Annotated in this window: 15 protein-coding genes; 5 read left to right on the plus strand and 10 right to left on the minus strand. The window is 42.4% G+C overall.

Annotation, left to right across the window (positions count from 1 at the left end):
• Positions 1 to 73: 73 nt before the first annotated feature.
• Positions 74 to 3262 carry a DNA translocase FtsK gene (locus J4G44_RS12055; RefSeq protein ID WP_207973966.1) on the minus strand — a complete coding sequence of 1063 codons (3189 nt, stop codon included), beginning with the start codon at positions 3260 to 3262 and terminating at the stop codon, positions 74 to 76.
• A gap of 341 nt (positions 3263 to 3603) precedes the next feature.
• Between J4G44_RS12055 and trxB the strand changes: the two genes are divergently transcribed.
• The 3 genes from trxB to J4G44_RS12070 all read left to right on the plus strand — a co-directional run bounded on the left by trxB (position 3604) and on the right by J4G44_RS12070 (position 6236).
• Positions 3604 to 4557: a thioredoxin-disulfide reductase gene (gene trxB, locus J4G44_RS12060; protein ID WP_004975288.1), complete on the plus strand. Its 954-nt coding sequence runs from the start codon at positions 3604 to 3606 to the stop codon at positions 4555 to 4557.
• A gap of 107 nt (positions 4558 to 4664) precedes the next feature.
• Positions 4665 to 5396 (plus strand): leucyl/phenylalanyl-tRNA--protein transferase, encoded by a 732-nt coding sequence (gene aat, locus J4G44_RS12065; RefSeq protein WP_207973701.1) that lies wholly within the window; start codon positions 4665 to 4667, stop codon positions 5394 to 5396.
• Positions 5397 to 5420: 24 nt separating this feature from the next.
• Positions 5421 to 6236: an arginyltransferase gene (locus tag J4G44_RS12070; RefSeq protein WP_131261724.1), complete on the plus strand. Its 816-nt coding sequence runs from the start codon at positions 5421 to 5423 to the stop codon at positions 6234 to 6236.
• A 40-nt stretch (positions 6237 to 6276) separates the two neighbouring features.
• Here J4G44_RS12070 and rimI read toward each other — a convergent pair whose 3' ends face one another.
• The 7 genes from rimI to J4G44_RS12105 all read right to left on the minus strand — a co-directional run bounded on the left by rimI (position 6277) and on the right by J4G44_RS12105 (position 14449).
• Positions 6277 to 6735: a ribosomal protein S18-alanine N-acetyltransferase gene (gene rimI, locus J4G44_RS12075; protein WP_004975283.1), complete on the minus strand. Its 459-nt coding sequence runs from the start codon at positions 6733 to 6735 to the stop codon at positions 6277 to 6279.
• A 106-nt stretch (positions 6736 to 6841) separates the two neighbouring features.
• Complete coding sequence (locus tag J4G44_RS12080; RefSeq protein ID WP_004975282.1) at positions 6842 to 7723, minus strand: metal-dependent hydrolase; 882 nt, start codon at positions 7721 to 7723, stop codon at positions 6842 to 6844.
• Between the two features lie 500 nt (positions 7724 to 8223).
• Positions 8224 to 9414: an elongation factor Tu gene (gene tuf, locus J4G44_RS12085; protein WP_004975768.1), complete on the minus strand. Its 1191-nt coding sequence runs from the start codon at positions 9412 to 9414 to the stop codon at positions 8224 to 8226.
• A gap of 95 nt (positions 9415 to 9509) precedes the next feature.
• A complete protein-coding gene (fusA, locus tag J4G44_RS12090) occupies positions 9510 to 11645 on the minus strand; it encodes an elongation factor G (protein WP_004975278.1) in 2136 nt (711 codons plus the stop codon).
• A gap of 131 nt (positions 11646 to 11776) precedes the next feature.
• Positions 11777 to 12247 carry a 30S ribosomal protein S7 gene (gene rpsG / locus J4G44_RS12095; protein ID WP_004975277.1) on the minus strand — a complete coding sequence of 157 codons (471 nt, stop codon included), beginning with the start codon at positions 12245 to 12247 and terminating at the stop codon, positions 11777 to 11779.
• 179 nt (positions 12248 to 12426) lie between these two features.
• A complete protein-coding gene (rpsL, locus tag J4G44_RS12100) occupies positions 12427 to 12801 on the minus strand; it encodes a 30S ribosomal protein S12 (protein ID WP_000246374.1) in 375 nt (124 codons plus the stop codon).
• A 139-nt stretch (positions 12802 to 12940) separates the two neighbouring features.
• Positions 12941 to 14449, minus strand: a complete 1509-nt coding sequence (locus J4G44_RS12105; protein ID WP_207973702.1) for an EcsC family protein — start codon at positions 14447 to 14449, stop codon at positions 12941 to 12943.
• A gap of 284 nt (positions 14450 to 14733) precedes the next feature.
• On the opposite strand from J4G44_RS12105, the gene J4G44_RS12110 reads away from it, so the two are divergent.
• Positions 14734 to 15963, plus strand: a complete 1230-nt coding sequence (locus tag J4G44_RS12110; protein WP_004975268.1) for a beta-ketoacyl synthase N-terminal-like domain-containing protein — start codon at positions 14734 to 14736, stop codon at positions 15961 to 15963.
• Between the two features lie 18 nt (positions 15964 to 15981).
• A complete protein-coding gene (gene hemJ / locus J4G44_RS12115) occupies positions 15982 to 16434 on the plus strand; it encodes a protoporphyrinogen oxidase HemJ (protein ID WP_004975266.1) in 453 nt (150 codons plus the stop codon).
• A gap of 117 nt (positions 16435 to 16551) precedes the next feature.
• On the opposite strand, the gene J4G44_RS12120 is transcribed toward hemJ, so the two are convergent.
• Positions 16552 to 16899, minus strand: coding sequence for a hypothetical protein (locus J4G44_RS12120; RefSeq protein ID WP_004975264.1), 348 nt, complete (start codon positions 16897 to 16899; stop codon positions 16552 to 16554).
• A gap of 106 nt (positions 16900 to 17005) precedes the next feature.
• Entirely contained in the window at positions 17006 to 17665 is a 660-nt protein-coding gene (locus J4G44_RS12125; protein ID WP_004975262.1) for an HAD-IA family hydrolase, read from the minus strand.
• Position 17666: the final 1 nt, after the last annotated feature.

Raw genomic sequence — 17666 nt, forward strand, 5'->3', positions numbered from 1 at the left:
AAAATCCCGCAATTGAATTGCGGGATTTTTTTATAGCACTACTTGATTCAAAATCAAACAGAAAGTGAAAGCTTTACACTAAAATTTCACGTTTCCCATTTGCTCCTTGCTCGCTCACAATGCCTTGCTCTTGCATCTGATCGACAATACGTGCCGCACGGTTATAGCCCAAGCTAAATTTGCGCTGTAAAGATGAGGTCGACACTTTACGTGTTTCCAAAACAAATGCTACACACTGATCATACAACACATCACGGTCTGGACTGCCTTCACCATCTTCAAAACCACGTGAAGATGGTTCTTCATCAAATGGCGTCAAGATTTCATCGACATAGTCAGGATCGCCACGCTCACGCCACGCATCACAAATACGGTTGACTTCATCATCCGAAATAAATGCGCCATGCACACGTTCTGGCTCAATTTTACCCGGCCCTAAAAATAGCATATCACCATGACCAAGCAGGTCTTCTGCACCGCCCGCATCCAAGATAGTACGTGAGTCAATTTTCGAGTTCACACGCAAAGCTACACGGGTTGGAATGTTGGCTTTAATTAGACCTGTGATCACATCCACCGATGGACGCTGAGTTGCTAAGAGTAAGTGAATCCCTGCTGCACGTGATTTTTGTGCCAAACGGGTAATCATTTCTTCCGCTTTCTTGCCCACTTGCATGATCATGTCGGCAAACTCATCTGCCACAATCACAATAGATGGCAATGGTGTTAAACGCGGTGCACGTTCTTGCGTTGCTGAATCTCCCGGCTTCCAAGTTGGATCAATTAAATCTTCACCATTGGCAATAGATTCTTCAACCTTACGGTTATAGTCGCTTAATTTACGAATTTTCAGGAAAGACATTAGCTTATAACGACGTTCCATTTCATTGACACACCAATTTAAAGCGCTGACGGCATCTTTCATATCAGTCACTACAGGCGTCAATAAGTGTGGAATATCGTTATAGTTGGCGAGTTCCAATTGTTTCGGGTCAATCAAAATTAAGCGTAATTGATCAGGCTTGTATTTCAGCAACATCGACAAAATCATCGAGTTCACTGCCACTGATTTACCTGAACCCGTTGTCCCTGCTACGAGCATGTGTGGTGCTTTGCCCAATTCAGTAATCACAGGATTGCCTGAAATGTCTTTCCCCATCGCCATAGATAAAATGCCGTTTGGATCTTCAAAAGCAGGCGTTTGTAATAACTCAATCAAACGTACCATTTCACGTGAACTATTCGGTACTTCAATGCCAATATACGGTTTGCCTGGAATCACTTCGACCACACGTACCGATGCCATCGACATTGAACGCGCCAAGTCACGAGAAATATTGGTTACTTTTGAAGCTTTGACCCCAGGTGCCAAATCCAGCTCAAAACGGGTCACGACAGGACCAGGCTGTGCTTCAACCACTTTGGCTTTGACATTAAATTCCTGTAATTTAATTTCCAGCAATTCCGACAAGCGCGATAATTGTTCTGCGGTGAAGTTCACTTTTTTGTTTGGATCGACTTTATCGAGCAAGTCCAAACCCGGTAATGGCGATAAATCACGACGTTTTTCTGCAACCTGCATGGCGCGTGACATCGGACGACCATGTGCATCGGTCAGCGGCGCATCAAAATCAAAGTCATCTTCGTCTAGTGGTTTGCCTGCGGTTTCCTGCCAAGCTTCGATAAATGCTTCTTTGGATAACGCCACTTTTTCTGCTTGTTCAGCCTGTGTAGCAGTCGCTGCGTTTGCCATCACTGCGGCAGTGGCTGCCGTCTGAATAGGTGCCTGAACAAAAGCAGAACTTTGTGCATAGCTACTGGTACTACGCGCTACAGGCGCTTGATCTTGAAATGCATCTTGCTGTAACTCATCACCCAAAAGATCATCCACCAACAAGTCATCTAAACTGTCTAAATCATGCTGCAAATGGCGCTCTTGGCGTACAGCATGATTTTGCGTATTCGAAGCACTTGACGATGGCGGGTTAAAATCTGACTCAAATCTGCTGAGATCATCGTTAAAATTGTGAGCCGTAGGATTCGAGTGCGGATGCACTGTTTCTTGCTGGGTCACAGACTCATCTAAAGTATCCATTGCCTCGCTGTTTTGGAATGGGCTGTGTAAATCACTTGCAGCTTTGCCTTGCGGAACTGCTGCGAGCAATTCATCAAAAATTTGATCATCATCCCAATCTAACGAAGATTTTGCAGTGGCTTGAGATGCCGTAGATGCAGGACGCACTTCATCAAAAGGATTCGATTGTAGATGTGGCTCTGGTTCTTCAGAAGCACGTAATAATGCATGAATGTCTTGGTTATGCTGACTGTCGGTATTTTCTTGTAAAGCACGCCACACTTCGCCTGTCGCAACAATACGCTGGCTGTCTTGTTCTAAGCGATGCGCCTTTTCGATGGTTTTTTCTAACTCAACATCATCAATTTCATCTTGCACCAATAGCTGTTGCTGCGCCTGTTGCTCTTCTTCTTCACGTTGCTGCATGTGATTAAACATACGCTCTGCCGCAGGATGTGGTGCAGTTGTTTCAGCTTCTTTCGCCTGTGCAACCACGGGTTCACTTGCTGCTTCTAAATCAGTTGATGCCACTTCAACAGCAACCACAGGTGCAGCAGCGACAACGGTCTTTTTCACCTGTGGTGTAGAACGGTCAAAGTCAGATTCTGCTTCAGGTACATTGCGATAGAACAAATCTTGCAGATAAGCAGGTGTAGCTTTTAAAGTTGCCCACGTTCTGTTCCACTTCACCCCAAATGCGAGGGTAAATAAGAAAATCCAAAAGACGACTAAAAAAAGTGTTGCTCCATAAATGGTTAAAATTTGCGATAAACTTTTCCCAAGTTCAAAACCAATGATGCCGCCTGAGGCATTGTCTAACGTATCGGCAGGTACTTGCCAAAATAAATACAGCAAACTTGCTGTTGCCAATAAAATGAAGAATTGTGCAGCATAACGAAATGGTCGGTTTAAAAAACTACGTGGCCACCAGACTTGTAAGGCTTCAATAAAAAAATAAGCAGGAAGAAGCAGACTCGCCCAACCTAAAAAGCCAAACAGTAAATCGGCAATCCACGCACCTGCGATTCCACTCGCATTTGAAACCTGTTGGGTGTCACTGGAAATGTGCATCCAACCTGGGTCAAATGGAGTATAGGTCACCGTTGCAAGGAACAGATATATTCCAAAAGAGACCAAAAATAATGTCGCTATTAAGCGATGTGCATAAGCACCCGACACCGCAGTCATATATTGTCCTGTCGCCAATTCTTCATCAATGTTTTTTGTTTGTTCGATGGTCTTAAAAAGCCACCTGATTCGGAGCGTCTGTATTTCATTTAGCTGTGTCATTTAAGTTGCATTTCACGATGCAAGCTTCACCACACAGCAAGCTATAAATTATAACAGACCTTCTATTATGCATGTGTTGCCTAGAAAAAGATGCAAGATTATTGAAGTGTGTTGTTAACTTTTTCTATATAGCTCAAATCGATTTACATGATCAGTAATATCAACTTTAATCACACAGCAAACTCATCCTGTTTCACGTATAATTCCATAAATTTCTAAATAAAAAAAGGATGCTGTGCATGAGCGCTCGTCACTCACGTTTAATTATTTTAGGTTCAGGCCCTGCAGGTTATAGTGCTGCAGTATATGCTGCACGTGCCAACTTAAAACCGACTTTAATTGCAGGCTTACAATTGGGTGGTCAACTCACCACAACTACGGAAGTTGATAACTGGCCAGGTGATCCTGAAGGTTTAACAGGCCCAGCGTTAATGGAACGTATGCAAGCTCATGCGGAACGCTTTGGCACAGAAATCGTGTATGACCATATCAATGAAGTAAACCTGAATGTGCGCCCATTTGTACTGAAAGGTGATATGGAAGAATTTACCTGTGATGCTTTAATCATTTGCACAGGTGCGACTGCACAATATTTAGGTTTAGAATCTGAAGCAGCATTTATGGGTCAAGGCGTAAGTGCTTGTGCTACCTGTGATGGTTTCTTCTACAAAAACCAAAAAGTGATGGTCGTTGGTGGTGGTAACACGGCTGTTGAAGAAGCATTATACCTGTCTAACATTGCATCACACGTGACATTGGTGCATCGTCGTGATTCACTTCGCTCTGAAAAAATCTTGCAAGATCATTTATTTGCCAAAGAAAAAGAAGGCAAAATCAGTATTCTTTGGAATAACCAAGTTGATGAAGTCTTGGGCGACAACACAGGCGTAACTTCAGTACGTTTAAAATCAACCACTGATGGCTCTACTCAAATTGTTGATGTGTCTGGCTTATTCATTGCGATTGGTCACAAACCGAATACAGGCATGTTCGAAGGTCAATTGAACTTGCGTGATGGTTATATCCAAGTACAAAGCGGCACTTCAGGCAATGCGACTCAAACTTCTGTGGCTGGCGTATTTGCTGCAGGTGATGTGGCCGATTCAATTTATCGCCAAGCGATTACTTCTGCAGGTTCAGGTTGTATGGCAGCTTTGGATGCAGAAAAATATTTAGATGCACTTGGTGAATAATTTAGTGACCAAGTTTAAAGACCGCTCTCCTTGAGCGGTTTTTTTATCACGGCATTTTTAGGTATGATGAAATCAAGTTCATCGTAAAACTTCATACGGCAATTGATATGCACACGCTCCCGGCTTCACAATTCATTTTCCCCGATCCCATTGAAGTCGATCCTGAGGGTGAAGGCTTGATTTGTGTAGGTGCAGACCTCTCCCCTTCTACGCTCTATGAAGCCTATACACATGGCTTATTTCCATGGTTTTCAGAAGGTGATCCTATTTGCTGGTGGAGTCCTGAACCGCGTTGTGTGATTATTCCGCAATATTATCAGCCCAGTAAATCTTTAATCCGTAACATGAGAAAAATGGATTATCGCATTACTGTCAATCACGCCTTTGAACAGGTGATTCGCAATTGTGCCTTGCCCCGTAGCTACGCCAATGAAACTTGGATTTCTGAAGAGATCATTCAAGGGTATTGTCAGCTTTTTGCAGCAGGTTATGGCTACAGTGTCGAAGTTTGGGAGCAAGATCTTTTGGTCGGCGGTTTGTATGGGGGCAGCATTGGCAAGGGCTGTTTTGGCGAGTCCATGTTTAGCCATCGCACTGATGTATCTAAAATGGCATTTTATAGTTTGATGCTGCTCGGACAAGAACAACAATTGCCTTGGATTGACTGTCAATTGGTCAATGATCATTTAATTAGTCTGGGCGCATGTACACTTTCTCGCCAAGACTATCTTAAATCGTTACAAGATGTTGTAAAACAGCCTGCAATCAATTGGAAAAAATATCAGGACAGTGTATTTTCAAGTAAAACAATAGCGCAGTATGCGCGCCTATTTGAATGACAATAACAGAGAGGGATCTTGAAAATGAATTCATATCACCCAAAATCCCTGCTAAATGATTTGCAGTATTACATTACTCCGCCGCATGATTGCAGCTATTTACCCGAAAAATCTGCGCGGATGGTTTTTTTAGACCCTGCACATAAAATTGATGTGCTGACTTTGTCTGAACTCTCTCGGGTCGGTTTTCGTCGCAGTGGCGATTTTGTCTATCGTCCTGAATGCCATTTGTGCCGCCAATGCCTTTCTTCACGTATTCCTGTCGCTGAATTTAAAATGAACAGCACGCAAAAGAAAGCTTGGAAACGCAATCACGATTTACAGATCAAAATCACCAAGCCACAAGATGCAGGTGATTTGCATTATGCGCTGTATGAACGCTATATCAATGAACGACATGCCGATGGCGATATGTTCCCTGCCAGCCGTGACCAATTTGAAAAATTCCTAATCCACAGTTGTACCAGCAGCTTCTTTTTAGAGGTTTGGCAAGATGATCGCTTAATTGCAGTATCGACCTGTGATTATTTAGATGATGGTATTTCTGCGGTCTATACCTTTTTTGACCCAGACGAAAGTCGTCGCTCACTCGGAACATTTGCGGTATTAAAACAAATTGAACAGGCACAGCATTTGGGACTGCAATATGTTTACTTAGGTTATTGGGTACCACATTCCAATAAAATGAACTATAAATCGCAATATGTGCCCCTTGAGCTACTGCTTGATGGTCAATGGCGACGCATTAACCGCAGCCTAAATACCGATGAGGTGCAGCAATTGGGAAACTCCTTAATGACCACGCTGCCCTTAGGCTGGAATAACTCCATCATCAAATAAAAATGTAATGATGCAATACTGATTTTTGCATCGATCAGATTCACTTAAACAAACTGGCAAAATCATCGCTACAAGATTTCACCATAATAATGGCATGCTCCCGTGTGCCATCCGTTTTAGGATAATAATTTTTACGTAAATCAATTTGATGAAAACCTGACTTTTCATACAGGGCTATCGCAGCTAAATTACTTTCGCGTACTTCTAAAAAAATCTGCACAGGTTGGTTTTTCAAACCTGCAATAGAATGTTCTAGCAGTTGATAACCTAAACCTTTGCCTTGCTGACTTGGATGCACCGCCATCAACAACAAATTTGCTTCATCCAACACAGGTTGCAAAATACAAAAACCCACCACTCTCCCTGCATGTTCAATCACGGTACTGTGATAACTCTCTACCGCTTCGGCAAATTGTTTGGCACTCCACGGATGACTTTGTACCAAATTTTCAATCGCAACCACATCGGCGACATCATGGGCTTGCATTAAACGAATCATAAGAAATGATCTTGTGCTGTTCTAAGATGTAGGCATTATAGATTTCACGACAAAAAAATCGAGCAAAAAAAAAGGCAACTTACGTTGCCTGACCAAAAGGAAAAGTTTAAAAGCCTAATTTAGCTTTCCAAGTATTTAATAATGTTGTGGTATCAAAATCGTTAGGATGAAAATTCGGTTTGAAATAGAACAACATTTCTTTGCCCATGCCTGTAATAATCCCTTTAGATGGACTATAGGCATAACGATAAATCATGCGTAAATTTTCCAAATTCAACTGCTTGTCTTGTTTTAGTAAACGCCACAAAAAATAGTTTTGTACAAAAAATAAAGTCAGCATCGAAATAACCAAAGAACTTGTACGTAGTGCATAGGCTTTCAGACCTTTGCCAAACACACCTTCAAATACATCATACGCAACAGCTTTATGTTCGTTTTCTTCAATCGCATGCCACAACCACATAGTTTTCATGGTGTCATCGGTCATCAATTCTTGAATATGTGAATTGGTCAATAATTGTGAGGCAATCGTAGCTGTGAAATGTTCTAGCGCAGTGGTCGCAGTTAAATCTACCATTTTCTGTGTAATGCCAATCGGTTTAGCCAACTTTGCCATAAATTTGCGTGTAGTTTGAATCACAGTATCTGTATAACAATCCAAAGTATCAACATCATGCCCAAATTTCTGTGCAGAGGCATTAAAACCGACATGCTCATGCGTGTGCATGGCTTCTTGTCCAATAAATGCACTGATTTCTTTCTGTAAATCTGCATTGTCTTTCAGCATTGGGTGATAACGCACAGCACGCACACTGTCTATAAAGAACTTCTCACCTGCGGGAAATAACGCAGATAATGCAGTCATAAAATGCGTTAGACCTGCATTACCATTCATCCAATATTCAGGTACAGCATCAAAGTTGAAATTCATTCGACGGACAGGAAAACTCGCCCCTGCACGTTCACTAATACTCACTTTAGCATTCATGTTGCTCACTCCTGAGGTTACAACAATGAAGTCATTCATTTCCTGTAACCCGCTATATTTTTTATTTTTCGGTATGAGTTCATATTACGGTTTTCTGTGCGGTATTTAAGTGCAGTTAAGGACAGTGAGTTGTCAGTTCAGGACATGAGGAATAAAAAATAATGATAAGTGAAATTATTTTTACGACGCAAGAGTAAAAAATAGACAATGAAATTATTTTTACGACGCAAGAGTAAAAAAATAGACGATGATTTTTTATGACGTAAGAGCAAGAATAATTAGACAGCAAAATTATTTTTATGATGTAAGAGAAAAAAAGCAACTAAACCGCAGCAAAAGAATGTTCATAAAATGGTTTTAGATTGATTCAAGGTTTAAAGAACAGCTATTTCATCCATCAATACAGTAGGACAAGCTTTCATCCATCTGGAAACTAGCACACAAAATACAGCCATAAAAAAAGCGCCCCAAATGGAGCGCTTTTTCACACTATAAAGTGATTATGCTGTTACTTTAGCAACAACACCAGCACCTACAGTACGACCACCTTCACGGATCGCAAAACGTAGACCTGGGTCCATTGCGATTGGGTGGATTAATTCTACTGACATTTCAACGTTGTCACCTGGCATTACCATTTCAACGCCTTCTTTCAACTGGATTGCACCAGTTACGTCAGTTGTACGGAAATAGAATTGTGGACGGTAACCGTTAAGGAATGGAGTGTGACGACCACCCTCTTCTTTAGAAAGTACGTATACTTCCGCATCGAATTTAGTGTGTGGCTTGATTGTACCTGGCTTAGCAAGTACTTGACCACGTTGTACGTCTTCACGCTTAGTACCACGTAAAAGAACACCACAGTTCTCGCCCGCACGACCTTCGTCAAGAAGTTTACGGAACATTTCTACGCCAGTTACAGTTGTTTTAACTGTGTCTTTGATACCAACGATTTCAACTTCTTCGCCTACTTTCACGATACCAGTTTCTACACGGCCAGTTACTACTGTACCACGACCAGAAATAGAGAATACGTCTTCGATTGGCATTAAGAATGCTTGATCGATTGCACGTACTGGCTCTGGGATGTAAGTATCAAGCGCTTCAACAAGAGCAACTACAGCATCTTCGCCATATTGACCTGATTCACCGTTAAGTGCAGCAAGTGCTGAACCACGGATTACTGGAGTGTCGTCGCCTGGGAAGTCGTAAGTAGAAAGAAGTTCACGAACTTCCATTTCAACTAATTCAATTAACTCTTCGTCGTCTACGATATCGCATTTGTTTAAGAATACGATGATGTAAGGTACACCTACCTGACGAGAAAGAAGGATGTGTTCACGAGTTTGTGGCATTGGACCATCAGTCGCTGAACAAACAAGGATCGCACCGTCCATCTGAGCAGCACCAGTGATCATGTTTTTAACATAGTCGGCGTGGCCTGGGCAGTCTACGTGCGCGTAGTGACGAGTTGGAGAATCGTATTCTACGTGAGAAGTATTAATTGTAATACCACGTGCTTTTTCTTCTGGTGCAGAGTCGATAGCAGCGTAATCTTTCGCTTCACCACCAAACTTACGTGCACATACTGTAGCAATCGCAGCTGTTAAAGTTGTTTTACCATGGTCAACGTGACCGATTGTGCCCACGTTAACGTGTGGCTTATTACGTTCGAACTTAGCCTTAGCCATGAGATCTTCCTTTTTAAAACAACTCATGGAGGATCACTCCATGAGCATTAGGTTTTTTAACTATGAATTAGTTTGCGCTTATAGTAATCGAAAGATTACTCGTCGTCACCTTTTTTACCACCAGACTGGAATTTAGCAATGATGCCATCTGCCACGTTACGTGGAGTTTCAGCATATTTAGCAAATTCCATAGAGTAAGTCGCACGACCTTGAGACATAGAACGCATGTGTGTTGCGTAACCAAACATCTCTGCAAGTGGAACTTCTGCACGAATTGCTTTAGTACCACCAGGTAAGTCGTCCATACCTTGAACCATACCACGACGACGGTTTAAGTCACCCATGATATCGCCCATGTAGTCTTCTGGAGTTTCTACTTCAACTTTCATGATTGGCTCAAGAAGAACAGGATCTGCTTTCATGAAACCGTCACGGAATGCGTAAGAACCCGCCATTTTGAACGATAATTCGTCAGAGTCGACATCGTGGTAAGAACCGTCGAATAATGTCGCTTTAATGCCTACAACTGGGTAACCAGCCAAGACACCATTCTTCATACGTTCTTGGATACCTTTGTCTACTGCACCGAAGAACTCTTTAGGTACTACACCACCTACAACTTCTTCAGCGAATTCGTAGTCTTTACCAGCTTCAGGATCAAGCGGCTCTAAACGTACGAATACGTGACCGAATTTACCTTTACCACCAGTTTGACGTACGAATTTACCTTCTTGCTCAATCGTCTTTTTGATCGTTTCGCGGTATGCAACCATTGGTTTACCAATGTTCGCTTCTACGTTGAATTCACGCTTCATACGGTCAACGATGATGTCAAGGTGAAGCTCGCCCATACCCGCAATGATCGTTTGACCAGATTCTTCGTCTGTACGAACGCGGAATGATGGATCTTCTTTCGCCAAGCGACCTAAAGCAACTGACATTTTTTCTTGGTCAGCTTTAGTTTTAGGTTCAACAGCCAATGCAATTACTGGCTCTGGGAATTCCATACGCTCTAGTGTAATTACGTGGTTTTCGTCACATAATGTATCACCAGTGGTTGTATCTTTAAGACCTACACACGCTGCGATGTCACCTGCACGAATTTCTTCGATGTCGTGACGGTCATTTGCGTGCATCTGTACGATACGACCAATACGCTCACGCTTCATTTTCACTGGGTTATAAACCGGGCTACCCGCTTTAAGAACACCAGAGTAAACACGTACGAACGTTAAGTTACCAACGAATTTGTCGTTCATGATTTTGAACGCTAACGCTGCGAAAGGAGCTTCGTCAGACGCTTCACGAGAACCTTCAGTTTCGTCTTTGTCGTCTAAGATACCTTTGATCGCTTCAACGTCAGTTGGTGCAGGTAAGAATTCAATTACTGCGTCCAACATACGTTGAACACCTTTGTTTTTGAACGCCGAACCACACATTGCAGGTTGAATTTCACCCGCTAATGTACGTTGACGTAAACCAGCAACGATTTCTTCTTTAGAAAGTTCGCCATTTTCTAGGTACTTGTCCATGAGTTCTTCTGATGCTTCTGCAGCAGCTTCAACCATGTTCGTACGCCATTCTTCAGCAGTTGCTTGAAGGTCAGCTGGAATCTCACCATATTCAAATTTCATACCTTGTGAAGCTTCATCCCAGATGATTGACTTCATTTCGATTAAGTCAACAACACCTGTGAATGTGTCTTCTGCGCCCACTGGAACAACGATAGGCACTGGGTTTGCACCCAAGCGAGTTTTCATTTGTTCAACAACGCGGAAGAAGTTTGCACCTGTACGATCCATTTTGTTCACGAACGCTAAACGAGGTACTTTATATTTGTTTGCTTGACGCCATACAGTTTCAGACTGAGGTTGTACACCACCTACAGCACAGTAAACCATACATGCACCGTCAAGAACACGCATAGAACGCTCAACTTCAATTGTGAAGTCAACGTGTCCTGGGGTGTCAATTACGTTAATACGGTGTTGGTCAAACTGGTTACCCATACCTTTCCAGAAGCATGTTACAGCTGCTGAGGTAATAGTAATACCACGTTCTTGCTCTTGTTCCATCCAGTCAGTTGTTGCTGAACCTTCGTGAGTTTCACCAAGTTTGTGACTTTCACCTGTATAGAACAAAATACGTTCTGAAGTTGTTGTTTTACCCGCATCGATGTGCGCAGAGATACCAATGTTACGGTAACGAGAAATTGGGGTTTGACGTGCCATGATTTCTAGCATTCCTAAATTTTGTTGTTTAAAACAGGACGCTTTAAGCTGCCTAGCAACTTAAAGCGATTTGATGACAATTCAGTGACAACCGATTCATCACCCTCCTGATTAGGGCCTGTTTTATCCGCTTAGAAACGGTAGTGAGAGAAGGCTTTGTTGGCTTCAGCCATACGGTGCACATCTTCACGTTTTTTGATCGCCGCGCCTTTACCTTCAGATGCATCAAGCAACTCGCCAGCAAGACGTAACGCCATAGTTTTTTCAGAACGCTTAGCAGCAGCATCTACCAACCAACGCATCGCTAAAGCAGTACGACGGGATGGGCGTACTTCCATAGGAACTTGATAAGTAGCACCACCAACACGGCGTGCTTTTACTTCGACCATTGGACGAACTTTTTCAAGCGTAGCTTCAAAAAATTCAACTGGGTCTACTTTAGATTTTTCTTGAACGCGGTCTAAAGCACCGTAAACGATACTTTCAGCAATAGATTTTTTACCATCTTGCATTACGTGGTTCATGAATTTAGCGATTGTTTGGCTGCTGAATTTAGGATCCGGAAGGATTTCACGAGCAGCGACTACGCGACGTCTTGGCATTTTAAACTACCTATAAATATGACACTTCAGGGTGATCCAGCCGTAGCACAAAGTGTCGTGTGCATTTCGCTGGCCTTACTACACGTCGCTTGAATTTCACAAAATTAAATGCAGAAATCAGACAAGCGAGACGATAAAGGATTGCAGTTCTACGAACTAAGGGCTTAATCTTTAAAAGATTATTTCTTAGGACGTTTAGCACCGTATTTAGAACGTGACTGGTTACGATCTTTCACACCAGCACAGTCTAAAGAACCACGAACGGTATGGTAACGTACACCTGGTAAGTCTTTAACACGACCACCACGGATAAGAACAACACTGTGCTCTTGTAGGTTGTGACCTTCACCACCGATGTAGCTAGAAACTTCAAAACCTGAAGTTAAGCGAACACGGCAAACTTTACGCATTGCTGAGTTAGGTTTTTTAGGTGTAGTTGTGTAAACACGTGTACAAACACCACGACGTTGTGGACAAGCCTTCAACGCAGGAACTTTTGATTTTTCAACCAAAGTCGTACGACCCTTACGGATCAACTGATTTGTTGTTGCCATGTGGCAATTCTCCCGTTAATAAAAAGCCCCAAAAACATACTACTTTTTGAGGGCATGCAATTGTAAGCGAAGATAGAAAAATGGTCAATATTTCATAGGCAGTTAAAATACCAACCAAATTTCTACTTATCACTTGTTTTTATTCAGCTTTTGGCTTGCGAGTACTTGTACGAGTTCTCGGCTTTTTTGTAACCTGCTTTGCAGTTTCTGTACTTGATGTTACTGGATTTTCCGAAACAGTTTCAGCCACTTGGGTTGAATCTTCCACTGGCTCTAAAGCATCTTCCAGCCTATATTCATCAATTTCTTCTGCAGGTACAGCAGGTTTTTGCGGTGCAACTTCAGCATGTGGCTCTAGCATTTGATCTGCCAATTCTTCTAAACCTTGCTGAATATTTTCATCGAGCTGTGCTGCAGTTGTTTCCACTTTGTTCGATTTTTTCTGCACTTTTACCGTTCTGATACTTTCATGGTCTGATACGGTTTGCAGCAAAGCATCTGACGGCGCAGATTCTGCTCTCTCTTGCCCCTCTACTAATGCATCTTGCTCTGCATGTTTGGCTTCATTGCCCTTCAACTGCTCTAAGAGTTTAGGCGCAGCCTGTGCCAGCAATTCCAACGATTTTTCATACGCATGAATGGCAGATAAATTGCTGTCTTTATGCTGAATTAAATAGCTACGGGCATTGGAAAATACTTGCTGTGCCTTGTGATGCACATCTTCCACTAATTTCCAGCTATATACCGCACTCACCGATGCGGTTGCTACAGGCGTGAGTTTATTCAACATGGAAAACTTAGGTACATGATTCAACCACGGCCATTTGACTTGACCTTGCTCATTTAAGAAGTATTTCTTTAATACCTCATAATCATTGCTTGAACCGAGCATATTTTGTAATTGATGCACATCATGAGTTTGCAGCATATTAGATAAGGTTTTTAGCCCCATCAACACTGCTTGCTTTTCTGCAATGACGCCTAAATCAATTTGTTTAAAAATAAACTGAACAATTTCTTGCTCAGTGTCTTTATTCAGTTCAAAACCGTAGGCACGCCCAACCTGATAAATGGTACGTAAAGACATCACAATAGATGCAGGCACATCAATGGTTGAACCGATTACTCCTGTTGCACCTGTCAATGCGCCTTGCAGTGATGCAATCCATTTATTTTGTTCTGCAAGTGCCTGACTAATTCGTTTAGAACGATCTACATCTTGAGTCAATTCTTCTAAATCGCGCACACCTGCTTGATCAAGCACATCATCAACAGAGCTAATATTGGAGGTAAAACTATTCAGCTGATCAAATAAATAATCTGAAATTTTGTCGGAAAAATCGGGCGACACAAAACTCGCTACCTGATTGACGCGATTATAGTGACGTCCTAAAAGCTGACGTGAAACTTGTGGCACATGCTGTCTGAGCATGTGTTGAGGATTGTCATACTGACGCGCTTGAAAAGCACTAAAACTACGTGCCTGACCTTCAATAATTTGCCCTGATTTTGCACTGTGCTCATCCTTCGCTACAGTACCCGGTGCAACTTGCTGCAATACATGGATGCCTGTACTGCTGAGCTTTTTAGCCACCCCAATCGCATTCGAGAAGAATCCGCTTGATTGTTTATTCTTGGAATCTGACATTCTTACTCCTCATTTTTAATTTCTATGATTTATGGGTAGATACTAGGTGTAGTCTAAGTTTATCTCAATATGATTGTGTATCTTTTGGTTGGCTTCCTGCATCTCATTTACCGCTTCGCTGCGGTTTGATCTTCCCTGCAAAGTGGCATCATATTTGCCATAAGAATTCAAAATTCTTTCTGCTATTATGAACGCAATTGTAAGACATGAGTCATACCGTATCAGCGATTGCTTGGCAGTCACGGTGTTCGGCTCAACATTATCACCATAAAAGGGATCTGTAGATGAAACGTGTTGTAATCACCGGCATGGGCATTAACTCGTGCATTGGTAATACTTTAGAAGCTGTGACTCATTCTTTACAAAACGGTATTTCTGGGACACGTTCCAACCCAACTTATGCTGAACTTAATTTCAAAAGCCACGTAAGTGCAGCAGCAGAACAAAACTTTAACCACATTGACCGTAAATTAAAACGCTTTATGGGCGTGTGTGCGATGTACGCTTACAACGCTGCAGTAGATGCCATTGAACATGCGGGCTTAAAGCAAGAAGATTTAGCAGGCAACCCACGTTACGGTATCGCGGGTGGTTCAGGCGGTAACTCAACTGCATCTGTTGCAGAAATGATTGAGCTACTTGAAGAAAAAGGCGCACGTAAAATTGGCCCGTTCTTCGTACCACGTAACATGTCGAACACCATTACGGCAAACTTGGGTGTTGCGTTCAAATTACAAGGTATCGCGCACTCAATTACCAGTGCATGCGCAACTTCTGCCGATGCAATTGGTTATGCCTACAACCTAATTCAATTGGGTAAACAAGATTTAATGCTTGCAGGTGGCGGTGAAGAAGATCACTGGTCACAAAGCTTATTGTTTGATGCGATGGGTGCTTTGTGTTCTAAATACAACGACACACCAGAAACAGCATCTCGTCCGTACTCTGCAGACCGTGATGGTTTCGTCATTGCAGGTGGTGGTGGTTTCGTGGTTCTTGAATCACTTGAACACGCACAAGCACGTGGTGCAAATATTTTAGCTGAAGTGGTTGCGTATGCTGCAAACTCTGACGGTGCAGACATGGTTGCACCAAGCGGTGAAGGTGCAACACGTTGTATCTTGATGGCTTTAGACGAAGCGAAACAACACGGTGTAGACGCAATTGACTATGTGAACACACATGGTACTTCTACTCCAGCAGGCGACGTGACTGAATTGAAAGCCATGGAACGTGCGTTTGGTGAAGGTAAAGTGCCTGCTCTTAGCTCAACGAAGTCAATGACTGGTCACAGCTTGGGTGCTGCAGGCGTTCAAGAAGCAATTTATTCTGTCTTGATGATGCAAAACGACTTCATTGCACCAAACATCAACGTCACTGAACTTGATGAAGGCGCGAAAGCATTTGATATCGTACTTGAAAAACGCGACACAAAATTGAATACTGTGATGAGTAACAGTTTTGGTTTTGGCGGTGTAAATGCCTGCCTTATTTTCAAGAAGTGGGATGAATAATCTCCTATAGGATAGTCGATGGATGCACCTTCTGATGCTTTTTTATGGGTAAAAGCATTACATATTATTGCCGTGGTTTGCTGGTTCGCTGCATTGTTCTACTTACCACGTTTATATGTTTACCATGCCATGAGTGAAGATACACTGAGCCATCAGCGTTTTGAAATCATGGAGCGCAAGTTGTACCGAGGGATTATGTGGCCGTCTATGATTGCCACCCTCATCACGGCACACTTTTTGGTAGATTGGGGCGATGCGACCCGCAATTACCACGATGCGTTATGGTTTTACCTGAAAGTAGCATTGGTCGGTTTATTGGTGATTTACCATTTGGTTTGTGGCTATTACCGCCAAAAACTGATTGGCAATGCGCATTATAAATCACACAAGTTCTGGCGATTCTTCAATGAAATGCCGACTGTGCTGCTATTAGCGATTGTAATTTTAGTCGTGGTAAAACCACAGTTCTAAAATTTGAAACGCCAAGTATCCTGACATCTCAACCTGATTCGGTTGTAAAAAAACCTCAGTGCAAAGAACTGAGGTTTTTTTATGGGTGACAACTAAAAACAGCACTTATGCTTTAATTCAACGTATTTGTGAGTAAGGCTGAAAGCCCAATGCCGCTGCTTGTTTCTGCTGAGATTGAGGAATCGTGACAATAGCAATTTTTCCATCTGCACCACCACAGACCTGTGCATACATCCGCCCATCTGAACCTACACTGGCCCGCTTCACCTGAATCTGTGCTTGCTGTAAACGCTGAACAATTTCCGTAAGGGTTAAACCTGAATCTGGCTCACACTGTCGATGTTGCAATGATGTGTACATTTCGACCTGCGCAGTAGGTGTTGTGGATGTAGCAGCATGATTGGCACATGCAGTCATCAGTATTGAAACCGCTACTACTGCAATAGATTGACTAAATATCTTCATCACATACCCTCTTTCAATATTAAAATTAAATATTCAAATTAAATATTGAAGCACGATCTTTGCAATAACACTGCGCTAGAAATGCAAACAGATGTAAGCATCTCGCTCATCCAGATAACTGTTCAAGCACCGACAAAATTTGCACAAAACACTGAATTCTATGTTTTGGTGCAGCCAAGTCTAACTCCTGAGCCGAACCATAGCCGTATTCGACTGCAACACAATCGACTCCATTGGCTCGTGCACCTAAAATATCGTGTTCACGATCTCCAATCATTAAACATTGTTCAGGTTGCAATTGTTCTTGCTGCAAAATATAGGCAATTAAATCCGCTTTATTGGTACGCTCACCATTTAGTTCGCTACCGTAGGGATATTCAAAATATTGCAATAAATCGAAGTAATCTAAAATTTGGCGTGCATAAATTTCAGGTTTGGCTGTTGCTAAAAACAGTCGATAGCCTTGCTGTTTTAAATCTGCCAATGTTGCAGCAACATCTTCAAAGACATGATTTTCAAATAAGCCTGTTGCAGCAAAACGCTCTCGATAGCCTGCTAAGGCTTGCTCTGCCAATACGTCATGCACATCTACATGAAGTAATTTTGCCAAAGAGGCTTTTAAGGGCGGCCCGATAATCCAATCAATATTTTCCGTATCTGCAATAGGATGTCCAACCTTAGCCAAACCATAACGCGCAGAAGCGGTAATGCCCTCTTTCGGGTCGGTCAGCGTGCCATCTAAATCAATTAAAAGGTTCTTTATCACA

Source organism: Acinetobacter towneri (assembly GCF_017498585.1).
In the GTDB taxonomy this organism is placed as follows: domain Bacteria; phylum Pseudomonadota; class Gammaproteobacteria; order Pseudomonadales; family Moraxellaceae; genus Acinetobacter; species Acinetobacter towneri.